This is a genomic window from Corynebacterium hiratae, from assembly GCF_009708045.1.
GTDB classification, from domain to species: Bacteria; Actinomycetota; Actinomycetes; order Mycobacteriales; family Mycobacteriaceae; genus Corynebacterium; species Corynebacterium hiratae.
In genome coordinates this window covers 224,494-237,860 of the sequence record NZ_VIOG01000002.1, presented here as the reverse complement: position 1 = coordinate 237,860, position 13,367 = coordinate 224,494, and the positions used below count along the sequence as shown (strand labels likewise).

The window sequence follows — 13,367 nt, the reverse complement described above, 5'->3', positions numbered from 1 at the left end:
GGCCCCTAGTTTTACCGGGTACGATGGCACCAGACTCACAAATTACTAGTAAGACGAGGTGACGTGCGTGTCTCACGAGTACGACGATTACATCGCCAGCCACGAGGCTCCGGTGAAGGCAATCAACTGGAATACCATTCCAGATGAGAAGGATCTTGAGGTGTGGGATCGTCTAACCGGCAACTTCTGGCTCCCCGAGAAGGTCCCAGTGTCCAACGACATCCAGAGCTGGAAGACGCTCACGGAGAAGGAACAGGAGACCACCATGCGCGTCTTCGCTGGCCTGACGTTGCTCGACACTATCCAGGGCACCGTGGGTGCGGTATCGCTGCTTCCCGACGCCGTCACGCCCCACGAAGAGGCCGTCTACACCAACATCGCCTTCATGGAGTCGGTGCACGCGAAGTCCTACTCCAATATCTTCATGACGCTAGCGTCGACCCCGATGATCAACGATGCTTTCCGCTGGTCTGAGGAAAATGAGAACCTGCAGCGCAAGGCCAAGATTGTTATGTCCTATTACCAGGGTGACAATCCGCTGAAGAAGAAGGTCGCCTCCACGCTGCTGGAGTCCTTCCTCTTCTACTCCGGTTTCTTCCTGCCGATGCACTTCTCTTCGCGCGCGAAGCTGACGAACACCGCGGATATCATTCGCCTCATCATCCGCGATGAGGCCGTCCACGGCTATTACATCGGCTACAAGTTCCAGCAGGGATACAAGAAGCTGTCGGGGCCGGAGCAGGAGGAAATGAAGGGCTATGCCTTCGACCTGCTCTACGACCTCTACGAGAACGAGATCGACTACACCGAGGATCTGTATGACGAGCTGGGCTGGACCGAAGATGTGAAGCGCTTCCTTCGCTACAACGCCAACAAGGCTCTGAACAACCTCGGCTTCGAGGGGCTGTTCCCAGCGGATGAGACCCGCGTGTCTCCGGCTATCCTGTCCTCGCTGTCCCCGAACGCGGACGAGAACCACGACTTCTTCTCCGGCTCCGGCTCCTCCTATGTGATTGGTAAGGCAGAGGAAACGACCGATGATGACTGGGACTTCTAGCTAGTTCCTCGCATTTACCTGTCGCCGTACCGCACCTCCTGGCAGGGATCATCCGAAAGGTTGATTCTTTCAGGGGGTGCGTTTTCGGGTTTTGGGGGACGACACCCCCGCGTTCATGTGTTCTAGATCACCGTGTGCTAGGGCGTGGTGTAGGTAGTTGGCCCCGTACATGGCGTTATCTGCTCCAAACGGGGTTAGCAAGGTTGGCGGAAAATAACAGAGCGCTGGAAATTAGGCCCTGAGGTGGCCTAATATAATGCGAGTAAACCTAGGTGTTTGACTACTGAGCGTGTGGCGCGAGAAAGCGCGTGATGCCGATGTGGTTAAGCACTTGTTCTTCAGGAGGATTTTATGACCGCTGTGGCGCCACGGCTCGACGATTACGTCGCGCCTACACGTCCAGAGCCGACTGGTAACGCAAAGACTGGTTCCAAGGCCTGGATGATGCTAACCACCACCGACCACAAGCAGCTGGGCATCATGTACATGATCATGTCCTTCAGCTTCTTCTTCCTCGGTGGCTTCATGGCTCTGCTGCTTCGCGCTGAGCTTTTCACCCCAGGATTGCAGTTCCTGTCCAACGAGCAGTTCAACCAGCTCTTCACCATGCACGGCACCGTCATGCTGCTGCTGTTTGCAACACCAGTGGTGTGGGCATTCGGTAACTATGTTTTGCCCCTGCAGATTGGTGCGCCGGATGTGGCCTTCCCACGTCTGAACGCTTTCGGTTTCTGGATTACCCTGACCGGCGGAATCGTGATGCTCGCGGGTTTCTTGACCCCGGGCGGCGCTGCTGACTTCGGCTGGACCATGTACATGCCGCTGGCTGACTCGGTTCACACCCCGGGCATCGGTGCTGACATGTGGATCGTCGGTGTGGGTGCTACCGGTGTCGGTACCATTGCTTCCGCCATCAACATGATCACCACGGTCCTCACCCTGCGTGCACCGGGCATGACCATGTTCCGTCTGCCGGTCTTCACGTGGGCTGTCTTCACCGCGTCCGTCATCGTACTGATGATCTTCCCGCTGCTGACCGCCGCAGCGCTGGGCGTTCTGTATGACCGCAAGCTGGGCGGCCACATCTATGACTCCGCCAACGGCGGCGCTATCCTGTGGCAGCACCTCTTCTGGTTCTTCGGCCACCCGGAGGTCTACGTCTTGGCACTGCCGTTCTTCGGCATCATTTCTGAGGTTGTGCCGGTCTTCGCCCGCAAGCCGGTCTTCGGCTACATTGGCCTGGTCTTTGCTCTGCTGGCCATCGGTGCGCTGTCCATGGCCGTGTGGGCTCACCACATGTTCGTGACCGGTGCTATTCTGCTGCCGTTCTTCTCCTTCATGACCTTCCTGATTGCGGTTCCGACCGGCGTGAAGTTCTTCAACTGGGTCGGCACCATGTGGAAGGGCCACATCACCTGGGATACCCCGATGATCTTCGCCATGGGCTTCCTGGCAACCTTCCTCTTCGGCGGTATGACCGGTATTATGCTGGCCTCCCCGGCACTGGACTTCCACCTTGCTGAGTCCTACTTCCTGATTGCTCACTTCCACTACACCCTGTTCGGTACCGTGGTGTTCTCCGCTTTCGCTGGCCTGTACTTCTGGTTCCCGAAGATGACCGGACGCATGCTCGATGAGCGCCTGGGCAAGATTCACTTCTGGCTGACCTTCATCGGCTTCCACGGCACCTTCCTGATTCAGCACTGGGTGGGCAACATGGGTATGCCGCGTCGTTACGCCGACTACCTGGAGTCTGATGGCTTCACGGTCTTCAACCAGATTTCCACCATCTTCTCCTTCGTCCTGGGCGCTTCGGTTATCCCGCTGGTCTGGAACGTCTTCAAGTCCTGGCGCTACGGCGAGATCGTCACCGTGGACGATCCGTGGGGCTACGGCAACTCCCTCGAGTGGGCTACCTCCTGCCCGCCGCCGCGCCACAACTTCGTGTCCCTGCCGCGCATCCGCTCCGAGCGTCCGGCCTTCGAGCTGCACTACCCGCACATGGTTAAGCGCATGCGCGAGGAAGCACACACCGGCCACTAAGCACTCACGAGCTGAGTACTCCTGATAACGCCGCCTCCCCATCACCACGATGGGGAGGCGGCGTTTGCCGTAGGTCAAGCAGTGCTGAGCGATGTGAGATAATGAGCCCCGTGGATAATCAAAGTGAACAAGTTTTCGCCGTTGTCACCGCCTCAGGTCCCGACAAACCAGGCGTGTCTGCCGCCTTCTTCCGCGTTCTCAGCTCCCACAACGTAGAGCTTGTCGACGCCGAACAGGCCATCTTCTCCGGCCGCATCTCCCTCTCCGCGTACATCCGCGTTAACGCCTCCCGTCTGGAGGCCATGGAGCAGGGGCTGCGCAACACGTTGAGCATCTATGCGCAGTCCATCACCGTGGATCCTCGGGAGGAGGAAGCCACCTCACGCCCGCGCTCGACACACGTCGTCGTGGTGCTGGGCCGTCAGGTCAACGCGAGCCACATGTCGGCCATCGCCAAGGAGCTGGCCAACCTCGATGTCAACATCGACCGCATCCGCGGCCTGTCCACGTACCCGCTCAACGGCCTGGAGCTCTACATCACGATCGATGGCTCCTCCGACCCTGTTCGCGCCATGTTGGCACGCCTGGCTACCGAGCAGGGTGTGGACATCGCCATCGAGCGCTCCGGATTGCAGCGCCGCTCGAAGCGCCTCATCTGCTTTGACTGCGACTCCACCCTCATTACAGGCGAGGTCATCGAGATGTTGGCCGCCCACGCCGGCAAGGAGGCCGAGGTTGCTGCAGTGACGGAGCGTGCTATGCGCGGTGAGCTGGACTTTGAAGAATCCCTCCGCGAGCGCGTGGCCACCTTGGCAGGTCTGCCGGAATCCGTCATCAAGGAAACCGCCGCCGATATCCGCCTCACGCCCGGCGTGCGCACCACCATCCGCACGCTCAAGCGCATGGGCTACCGGGTTGCGGTGGTGTCGGGAGGATTCATCCAGGTCCTCGAGGATCTAGCTAAGGAGCTCGACCTTGACTACGTGCGCGCCAACACCCTGGAAATCGAGGACGGCAAGCTCACCGGCCGGGTCATCGGGGACGTGGTGGACCGCAAGGCCAAGGAGATGTTCCTGCGAGAGTTCGCTGCGGATTCGGGCCTGAGCATGCGGCAGACCGTTGCTGTGGGCGATGGTGCCAACGATATCGACATGATTTCCGCTGCCGGCCTGGGCATTGCCTTCAACGCCAAGCCCGCCCTGCGCGAGGTGGCAGATGCCTCTGTTAACCACCCCTACATGGACGAAATCCTGCAGATTCTCGGCATCCCCATGGAGGAAGTCGCTAGTGAATAACCTCCGCGAGGCCCATCGGCGCCTCGTGGATGCGTGCAGTGAGCGCAACTGGCGCGATGATCCCGAGGATCCCGATAAGCCCGAGACCATCCAGGCGATGCAGATAGCGCTCAACCTGCCCAAGCAGGACCCGCCGGCGCGCACGGAGGTGCTGGAAGCGGCGGCGAGGGGCGTCGTCAAGCTCTGCCTCGACGAACGGGCCGGGCAAGATGGGGCCTTCGCCGAGGCGTTGGGGCAGTGGTACGGGCACCGCATCCGCAAGGTGGCGCGCCGCGCCCGCAACAAGGCCTGGCGCGATGTCCAGGCCCTGCCGGGCATCACCGTGGAGGACCGCGCGCGAGTGTTCGTTCCTTCGGCGGTACAGGACGTGCATCCGCTCGTCGCCAAGCTGCAGATCGGCCATACCGATCTCCCCCAGGATGCCCCGGGCCCCGCGCTTGCCGACGCCCCCGTGATCTACATCGACGCCTCCCTCACCATGAGCGCCGGAAAGGCCGCCGCGCAGGTGGGGCACGGCTCGATGTTGCTGGCCGCGGCGATGAGCGTTGAGGAAGTAGAAGGTTGGGCGGCGCAGGATTTCGCGCTGTCCGTGCGCGAGATTGCCCCAGCGGATTTTGCCGCGGCGTGCGCGCGCCCCGATGCGGTGGTGGTGCATGACGCAGGTTTCACCGAGGTCGCCCCGGACTCAGCCACGGTCTGCGCGCTGCCTCGCCCCTAGCGGGCCTCGACCAGGCGCTTGAGCGCCCCGCGCACGACCTGCGGGTCGCTCGTCGGCCACATCTGCGGCATGGAGGCCCGCAGGTAAGAGCCATAACGCTTGGTCTCTAGGCGGCTATCGAGCACGGCGACGACTCCGCGGTCCGCAGTGGAACGCAGCAGGCGGCCTGCGCCTTGGGCCATGAGCAGCGCCGCGTGTGTCGCGGAAACCTCCATGAATCCATTGCGCCCTGCCGCCTTTGCAGCCTCGGTTCGGGCTTGCATGAGTGGGTTATCCGGGCGGGGGAAGGGGATGCGATCGATGAGGACCAGGGAACAGGAGGGTCCGGGCACATCGACGCCCTGCCAGAGCGTGAGCGTGCCGAAGAGGCAGGAGTTTTCGTTCTTCGTGAACTTGTCCACGAGCGCACCGATGGAATCCTCGCCCTGGAGGTAGATGTCGAAGGGGATGGTGGGCTTGAGTTCTTCGGCTGCCTGCTGCGCGGCCCGCCGTGAGGAGAAGAGCCCGAGCGTGCGTCCGCCGGCGGCCATAATGAGCTCGCGGATCTCTTGGAGGGTTTGGGGACTCAGCCCATCGCGGCCCGGCTGCGGCAGGTGTGCTGCGGTGTAGAGGATGCCGCTGCGCGCGGGGTCAAAGGGATAGCCCACGTCGAGGCTGTCCCACGTGCCTTTCGGCAGGCCCCACTGCGCGGCCATGGCGTCGAAGCGCCCGCCCAGGGCCAGCGTGGCGGAGGTCAGCACGACGGTCTGCTCGCCGAAGAGCTTTTCGTGCAGCATGCCGGCGATAGAGAGCGGAGCGACGGCCAGGGTGTCGTTCAGCGTGCGCTCATCGCGCTCCAGCCACACCACGTCGGCGTGTGCTGCGGGGTCACCGGTGGCGAAGACATCGAGGATGCGGGCGATGGCCTCGACGAGGCTGGCGAGGTGGTTGGCCAGGTTCTGGCGCTCGGCGAATTTTTCCGGATCTTGGGCCTGTTCGCCCTCGGGGGTGCGGGCAATAGTCTCGCGGCAATCGGCCAGGGTATCCGCGAGGCCCATGAGTTGCTGCTTGGCCTCCTCTGGAAGGTCGGTCCAGCGGCCCGGTGCGAACCCTGCGAGCAGTTGGCTCAGTTCGTTGGCTTGCTCGCTCAGCCGCTGGTCTTTGCCGTTGGCGCCGAGGGACTTGGCGCGGCTGGCCGCCATCTTGAGCGCGCGCCCGGTGATCTCGGCGGTGGAGACCGAGGTGATGCGGCCGTCCAGCTCGTGGGCCTCGTCGATGATAACGACGTCGTGTTCGGGCAGGATATTGACATCCGCCACCGCGTCGATGGCGAGCAGGGCGTGGTTGGTGACGACGATATCGACGTCGGCCGCGCGGCGTCGTGCTAGCTCCGCGAAGCAGTCTTCGCCGTGCGGGCAGCGCGTGGCACCGAGGCACTCGTTCGAGGTGACGGATACCTGCCGCCACGCTAAGTCTGGCACGCCCGGTTCCAAGTCCTCGCGGTCACCAGTCTCGGTGTCGTCCGCCCACTCGTAGACGCGCTGGACGTGGCGGCCGAGGTGGGAAACAGCGTCTTCGTCGAGCAAGGCGTCTTCGTCCTCAAGCTCAGCGGCGCGGGAGACTTTGTTGAGGCAGACGTAGTTGGAGCGGCCCTTCATGATGGCGAAGGTCGGCTTCTTTTCTAGGTGCGGCTCGAGGGCCTCGGCCAGACGTGGAAGGTCCCGCTCCACCAGTTGGCGTTGGAGCGCCAGCGTGGCGGTGGAGACGATGACGGTGTGACCGGTTTCCTGTGCGTGGCGGAAGGCAGGCACAAGGTAGGCCAAGGACTTACCTGTGCCTGTTCCTGCCTGCACGGCGAGGTGGCGCTCTTTCTCCAACGCAGTGGTCACGGCCGTCGCCATGCGCACCTGGCCGGGGCGCCGCGAGCCGCCGAGGGCGGAGACTGCGGCGTCAAGGAGGTCAACCGTTGTGTCCTGCATTGGTGCCAGTGTAGTCGGTCTTCCCCCGCGTACTTCCTAAGCGTCGAAGCCGATAAAGCGGGTGGGAACCGCGGGCTCATCGCGGGTGAGTGCGAGGCCCTCCCACGGCAGGGTGGTGATGGCCTGGGCCAGGTACTCGCGGGATTCCTCGAGGGTAGGCAGGTTGTCGAGGATCTCGCCGTCGCGCATCAGCGGCACCGTCATCTCGCGGGTACGCAGCGTCCCGGTCTCTGGGCTCTCGGCGGAGAAGGGGAGCACGAGCTCCTCGACGGCCACCCCGGAGGAGCGGTAGGTGCGCAAGGCGCGCTTTGCCCCGCCCTGCGACTTCTTCGAGGAGGAACGCTTGGCCACTGGGTGGCCATCGACCTCGACGACCTTGTAGACCATGCCAGCAGTCGGGGCACCCGAGCCGGTGACCACCGAGGTGCCCACGCCGTAGACGTCGACGGGATCGCCGCGCAGACCGGCGATGGCGAACTCATCCAGGTCGGAGGAGACCACGATCTTGGTGTTGTGGTTGCCCAAATCATCGAGCTGCTTGCGCACACGGCGGGTGACCGCGGCCAAATCGCCGGAATCGATCCGCACGCCGCCCAGCTCGGGTCCGGCCACCTTGACGGCGGTTTCCACGCCCTTGGTGATGTCATAGGTATCCACCAACAGGGTTGTATCCACGCCGAGAGTTTCGATCTGCCCGCGGAAGGCGGCCTCCTCGTTCGGGGTGCCGTCCTCGTTGACGTGTGCCAGCGTCCACGCGTGCGCCGCGGTGCCGGAGACCGGAATGTCATAGCGGTAGCCGGCCTCCAAGTTGGAGGTGGCCTGGAAGCCTGCCAGATAGGCGGCGCGGGCAGCAGTCACCGCAGCGTATTCGTGCGTGCGGCGCGAGCCCATCTCAATGATGGGACGGCCGTCCGCGGCAACCACCATACGGGAGGCCGCGGAGGCCACTGCGGAATCGGAATTCATGATGGAGAGGATCACGGTTTCCAGGATGAGACACTCACCGAAGGTGCCGCGCACGGTCAGCAGTGGCGAGTTGGGGAAGTACAGCTCGCCTTCCCGGTAGCCATCGATCTGCCCGGAGAAACGGTAATTGGCCAGGTACTCCTGTGTTGGAGCATCCAGGAAGTCCATCTCCGCCAGTTGCTGGGCGGTGAAACGGAAGTCCCGGACAGCGCGGAGAACGCGCTCGGTGCCGGCAACAACGCCGTAGCGCCGTTCGTTGGGAAGGCGGCGGGCAAAAACTTCGCAGGCTACCTGGCGGTGCGCAGAGCCATCGCGCAGCGCCGCTTGCAGCATGGTCAGCTCGTACTTATCGGTAAGAAGGGCCGTGGAACGATCTGCAGGGTCGTTTCCGGCATCCCGGACGTTATCTGAGGTAGTAGTCACATCGAAGATGCTACTCAGGGCGTCCTAAAAAATCAGCTGTTCTATTCCTCAAGCTGAATGACGACGTACACCTCGCCGTCGTTATAGGCCACGCCGACGGCCGCGGTGGTCATCCGGCGATCCCGCAGGGCGGCCACGTGGTCGGGGGAGGCCCGGAAGGCCTCGACGAATTCATATGCGCTGGCCTTGTCCACGGGCAGGTGGTGCTGAACCATCTGCACATTCTCTTCAGCCGGCTCCTGTGTCTTGGTCACCGCGTTGCACTCTGCCTTTTCGCGGGCTGCGGTTTGGCGGTCGATCCAGGGCACCAGTGGGGCTTGGCCGTCTTCCTTACGCCAGGTGTTGAGCGCACCTATCAGCTCCTCTTGGATGGTGTTGAGCTGACGTTGGACGGAAACGTCGGGAAGCTCGTAGTCGCACGCCTCCGACATTGGGGGTTCCGCATCCGTCGAGCTGCCGTCGTTCGACGGGTTGGTCAGGCTCAATACGGCAGCCACGAGCGTGCCGCCGAGAACGAGCACGGTCAGCACTCGTTGCAGGAGGAGGACGACATCCTCCTTCGCCGGTTGGCGTCCCGCGAGAATGTCAACAACGGCTGGGGGGAGGGAGAAAGAATTCATTGATGCCACCTGGAAACGATAATCAGGTTAAGGGTCGCTGACAGTATAACTGCTCGCGACGCGGAGAATTTTAGCTAGTGTAGAGGGCATGAAAGCGCACAACGAAACGTCCGCGGGCGTGGTGATGAGTTCACCCATGGCCACCCCGGAGCTGGATGAGGCGATTGACGTCGACGTCGCCACGAGCGAAAACCTGCCGTGGATGTGCATTGTCTGGGATGATCCAGTCAACCTGATGAGCTACGTCTCCTACGTGTTCCAGACCGTTTTAGGCTATGACAAGAAGCGAGCCAACGAGCTGATGATGCAGGTCCATACCGAAGGTAAGGCAGCCGTGTCCTCGGGTGAACGCGACAAAGTCGAAGCCGACGTGAAGAAGCTGCAGGTCGCGGGCCTCTGGGCCACAATGCAGCAGGCAGGGTAGGTTATGCAGGCTTGGAAGAAGAAAAAGTCCTTCATGCGCGGCGCCAAGTACACGGCTGTTTTCGAGCCGATGGAGCGCGAAGTCTTGGGTGACCTCACCGCGACGGTGTCTGAGGCCATCATCGCTCGCGCGCAGTCGGCGCCGAAGGATGAGCTGGCGGACATGCTCGACATGCCCACCGGCCACACCGAAGCCCCCGAAGACCCGTCGCTGGCCCGCCTCTTTCCGGACTTCAAGAAGCCGGGGGATGAGGAATTCGATGGAGACAATTCCCTCATGCGCTCGCTCCATGAGAACGACATTGCGCGCGCCAAGCTGGAGAACCTACAGGTCATTAACACCGCGCTGGGGCCGACTGGCGGGGTAGAGGTAGCCATTAGTGAGGAAGAGGCGCATGCTTTCCTCGCGGGGCTTAACGATCTGCGCCTCTATATCGCCGCCGGGGACGTGCCGGAGGATACCCCTGGGGCGGACCGCGATACGCTCGTGGAATGGCTGGCATTCTGCCAGGATTCGCTGCTCGACGTTCTCATGGACTAGCACCGTGCGCACACTTCCCGACATGGGCTTTTCCGTCGGCCACGTCACACGTGAGGATACCGGCGTCACCGTCATCTACTGCGGCGAGCAGGGGGCCGTGGCCGGCGTCGACGTGCGGGGCGGCGGTCCAGGCACGCGCGAGACGGATCTTTTAGAGCCACACAACACGGTTGAGCGCGTTCATGCGTTTCTTCTGGCAGGCGGCTCGGCCTTTGGGCTGGCCGCTGCGGATGGCGTCATGCGCGGGCTGGAGGAGGCAGGGATTGGTTTCCCCGTCTTTGGGGAGGAGATCCCCGGCCCGCGCGTTCCTATCGTGCCGGGCGCGGTCATCTTCGACCTGCTCGCCGGGCCGCAGCGCCCCACGGCGGCAGACGGCGAGGCGGCTCTACGCGCCGCGTTGGCAGGACACGACGCCACGAGTGGCAGCGTGGGTGCGGGCACTGGGGCCTGTGCCGGCAAGGTGCGGGGCGGGGTGGGCACCGCGCTTGTCGACGTCTCCTCGTTCTCCGTCGCCGCCGTCGTCGTGGCGAACCCGGTGGGGCAGGTGATTGATGCTGAGACTGGGCGCTTGTTTGGCGCGCCGGGTGTACCAGCCGTCGACGTTGAGCGGTTTGCCGCAGCCCGCAGCCTGGCCGAGTCATTCGCGGAATCCTCGCGGCTTAATACCACCATTGGTGCGGTGTTGACCGATGCGCCTTTAAGCAAGGCCCAGACCAAGCGCCTTGCTCTCGCGGGCCACGATGGCATCGCTCGCGCTGTGCGCCCAGCGCATTCCCCGCTGGATGGGGATACGCTGTTTGCTGCCTCCTCGGGAGTCCGCTCAGCGGAGCGGGGCATCGGCCCGGCGGAGTTGGCGTCGTTAAGCGCAGCCGCTGCTGATGCCGTGGAGGCAGCCATCGTTGACGCCGTGGTGAATGCAAGCCCAGGACTGGGTTTGGAGGCGTATTCCTCGCTGCGGGCTTGCTAGAGTTGGAGGCATTATGACGACGAGTGGACCCTTTGGCCAGCAGCATTCGCATGAGCCTAACCCCTTTCAACCCCGCCCCGCTGCCGCGGGACAGGGGCAGCAGCCCCTCCTTAATTCAGGCGATTCGAAGAACTACACGCGGGCCGGCCGCCTCAAAACAGCCGCGTCTCTCACGGTGGGATTCCTCGCCGTCGAGTGGATCATCCACATCATCAACTTCCTGTTCTTTGGAAGCGAGCTGGGGCAGTACGGCATTCATCCGCTGGACTTCAACGGCATCTGGGGGATTTTCACCGCGCCGCTGCTCCACGCGAACTTCGAGCACCTCATCGGAAACTCGTTGCCTGGTGCGATCTTTTGTTTCCTGATCGGCTTGTCAGGCCGCAAGGCGTGGTGGGAGGTCACCATCATCGTGGTGCTCATTGCCGGCGTGGGCACGTGGCTGCTAGGCGGGCCGGGGACCTCGCACATTGGTGCCTCCGGTGTGGTCTATGGCTGGTTGGCTTACCTCATCGTGCGCGGCATCTTCAACCGCTCGCTGGGGCAGTTCCTGATTGGTGTTGGTCTAGGGTTCGCCTACTCCGGCCTCATTTGGGGCGTGCTGCCGATCTACGAGGGAGTCAGCTGGCAGGGCCATCTCTTCGGCGCCATCGGTGGCATCGTCGCGGGTATGGTGATCACCTCCGATGACCCGATTAAGAAGGTCAAGCCCGCACCTCGGGGAGCGATGCGTTAATGCCTGACGCGACCTCTCCGATCGGGATTTTTGATTCGGGCGTGGGCGGCCTGACCGTCGCTCGCACGATCATCGAGCAGCTTCCCGACGAATCCATCATCTACATCGGCGATACCGCCCATACCCCCTACGGCCCGCGGCCCATCGCCGAGGTGAGGGAGCTCTCCACCGCCATCGCCGACGAGTTGGTAGAGCGCGGCTGCAAGATGCTGGTGATCGCCTGCAACACCGCCACGGCCGCCTTCCTGCACGACGCCCGCGAGCGCTATGCCATTCCGGTCGTGGAGGTTATCCGCCCGGCCGTACGCCGCGCCATCGCCACCACCCGCAACGGCAAGATTGGCGTGATTGGTACTGAGGGAACCATTAATTCCGGGGCCTACCAGGATTTGTTCGCCGTCAACCCGAATGTTGAGTGCACGGCCGTGGCCTGCCCGGACTTCGTGAACTTTGTCGAGCGCGGCATTACCGCTGGGCGCCAGATCCTGGGTGTGGCCGAGGGCTACCTCGCGCCGCTGCAGTCGGCGGGCGTCGACACGCTCGTTCTTGGCTGCACGCACTATCCGCTGCTGACGGGCGTCATCCAGCTCGCTATCGGGGATAACGTCACCTTGGTGTCTTCGGCGGAGGAGACTGCGAAGGATGTGTTGCGCATCCTCACCAACACGGACATGCTGGCCCGGCGGGCAGGTACCCACACGTAGTTTCGAGTGCACTGGCGACCACGCCGCCTTCGAGCGTTTAGCCGCACGCTTCCTGGGGCCCAAGATTTAGAGCGGGTGAGGATGTACAATCGACCCAAATCCCGCATCCCCCATTGTTTCGTGGAACTATTGAACGCATGAAGCTGACCATCCTAGGCTGTTCCGGCTCGGTGCCCACTGTGGGTAATCCGGCCTCTGGCTATCTCTTGTCTTTCCCCTCTGCTCCGTCCATCATCATGGATTTGGGCCCGGGTACGCTTGCACGCCTGCAGGAACTCCAGGATCCCTGCGATGCACACGTGGCGTTAACTCATCTCCATGCCGATCACTGCCTGGACTTTCCGTCTTTGATGGTGTGGCGTCGCTTCCACCCCACAGAGCCCGCAGCCTCCCGCAATTTCTGCCTCGGGCCGTCGACGACTGAGACCCACCTGGGCCGGCTGTCCTCGGATACTCCGGACGGGGTGGATGACATGAGCGATACCTTTGCGTTCAGTCCCTGGGTGGATCGGGAACGCCAGCTTGTCGACGATGTCTATATCACCCCCTTCCGCACAGTTCACCCGGTAGAGACATATGCCTTGCGGGTTGAGCACACCAAGACCAGCGCCACCCTGTGCTATTCTGCGGATTCGGCCTATACGCCCGCGCTCATTGAGGCCGCCCAGGACGTGGATGTTTTCCTCTGTGAGGCCGCATGGGGCGAGACCTCGGAGGATAAGGCCCCAGACATGCACATGTCGGGGGCAGAAGCCGGGCGCTTGGCGCGTGAGGCGGGGGTCAAGAAGCTGGTGCTCGTTCACCTGCAGCCGTGGGGCGATGCCGCCGCCACCTATGCCGCAGCTGCCCGCGAGTTCGACGGAGAGATCGTCGTCGGCGCCGCCGGGATGGAGCTCGAGTTCTAGCACGCGCGGTA

At 62.9% G+C, this 13,367-nt stretch carries 12 protein-coding genes and 1 pseudogene; 10 read left to right on the top strand and 3 right to left on the bottom strand.

The genetic code is table 11. From position 1 onward, the window contains the following. Positions 1 to 67 precede the first annotated feature (67 nt). From nrdF to FME68_RS02840, 4 genes are all read left to right on the top strand, one after another. A complete protein-coding gene (nrdF, locus tag FME68_RS02855) occupies positions 68 to 1,057 on the top strand; it encodes a class 1b ribonucleoside-diphosphate reductase subunit beta (RefSeq protein ID WP_046647383.1) in 990 nt (329 codons plus the stop codon). Between the two features lie 351 nt (positions 1,058 to 1,408). After that, positions 1,409 to 3,100, top strand: coding sequence for an aa3-type cytochrome oxidase subunit I (gene ctaD / locus FME68_RS02850; protein WP_046647382.1), 1,692 nt, complete (start codon positions 1,409 to 1,411; stop codon positions 3,098 to 3,100). Between the two features lie 101 nt (positions 3,101 to 3,201). Beyond that, positions 3,202 to 4,395, top strand: coding sequence for a phosphoserine phosphatase SerB (serB, locus tag FME68_RS02845; RefSeq protein ID WP_158395848.1), 1,194 nt, complete (start codon positions 3,202 to 3,204; stop codon positions 4,393 to 4,395). Next, entirely contained in the window at positions 4,388 to 5,113 is a 726-nt protein-coding gene (locus FME68_RS02840; protein WP_328287692.1) for a peptidyl-tRNA hydrolase, read from the top strand. Before serB ends, FME68_RS02840 begins: the two co-directional genes overlap by 8 nt. On the opposite strand, the gene FME68_RS02835 is transcribed toward FME68_RS02840, so the two are convergent. Genes FME68_RS02835 through FME68_RS02825 form a run of 3 tightly spaced genes read right to left on the bottom strand, consistent with a single transcriptional unit; the run spans position 5,110 to position 9,080 of the window. Next, positions 5,110 to 7,071 carry an ATP-dependent DNA helicase gene (locus FME68_RS02835; protein ID WP_158395843.1) on the bottom strand — a complete coding sequence of 654 codons (1,962 nt, stop codon included), beginning with the start codon at positions 7,069 to 7,071 and terminating at the stop codon, positions 5,110 to 5,112. The genes FME68_RS02840 and FME68_RS02835 overlap by 4 nt on opposite strands. A 36-nt stretch (positions 7,072 to 7,107) precedes the next feature. Then, entirely contained in the window at positions 7,108 to 8,460 is a 1,353-nt protein-coding gene (locus FME68_RS02830) for a nicotinate phosphoribosyltransferase (protein ID WP_328287691.1), read from the bottom strand. A 41-nt stretch (positions 8,461 to 8,501) separates the two neighbouring features. After that, complete coding sequence (locus FME68_RS02825) at positions 8,502 to 9,080, bottom strand: spore germination YkwD domain-containing protein (RefSeq protein WP_158395839.1); 579 nt, start codon at positions 9,078 to 9,080, stop codon at positions 8,502 to 8,504. Positions 9,081 to 9,168: 88 nt separating this feature from the next. Here FME68_RS02825 and clpS point away from each other — a divergent pair, with 88 nt between their 5' ends. The 6 genes and pseudogenes from clpS to FME68_RS02795 all read left to right on the top strand — a co-directional run bounded on the left by clpS (position 9,169) and on the right by FME68_RS02795 (position 13,356). Then, on the top strand, positions 9,169 to 9,504 hold the full coding sequence (clpS, locus tag FME68_RS02820; RefSeq protein ID WP_049155733.1) for an ATP-dependent Clp protease adapter ClpS: 336 nt from the start codon (positions 9,169 to 9,171) through the stop codon (positions 9,502 to 9,504). Positions 9,505 to 9,507: 3 nt separating this feature from the next. Beyond that, on the top strand, positions 9,508 to 10,044 hold the full coding sequence (locus tag FME68_RS02815) for a DUF2017 domain-containing protein (protein WP_046647374.1): 537 nt from the start codon (positions 9,508 to 9,510) through the stop codon (positions 10,042 to 10,044). 22 nt (positions 10,045 to 10,066) lie between these two features. Then, positions 10,067 to 11,011: a P1 family peptidase gene (locus FME68_RS02810; RefSeq protein ID WP_158395926.1), complete on the top strand. Its 945-nt coding sequence runs from the start codon at positions 10,067 to 10,069 to the stop codon at positions 11,009 to 11,011. A gap of 13 nt (positions 11,012 to 11,024) precedes the next feature. After that, the gene (locus tag FME68_RS02805) at positions 11,025 to 11,747 is read left to right on the top strand and encodes a rhomboid family intramembrane serine protease (RefSeq protein ID WP_158395837.1); all 723 of its coding nucleotides are present in this window, start codon (positions 11,025 to 11,027) and stop codon (positions 11,745 to 11,747) included. Next, a pseudogene (gene murI / locus FME68_RS02800) lies at positions 11,747 to 12,521 on the top strand (glutamate racemase). Before FME68_RS02805 ends, murI begins: the two are co-directional and overlap by 1 nt. Before the next feature lie 67 nt (positions 12,522 to 12,588). Further along, the gene (locus FME68_RS02795) at positions 12,589 to 13,356 is read left to right on the top strand and encodes an MBL fold metallo-hydrolase (RefSeq protein WP_158395835.1); all 768 of its coding nucleotides are present in this window, start codon (positions 12,589 to 12,591) and stop codon (positions 13,354 to 13,356) included. The last annotated feature ends 11 nt before the right edge of the window (positions 13,357 to 13,367 follow it).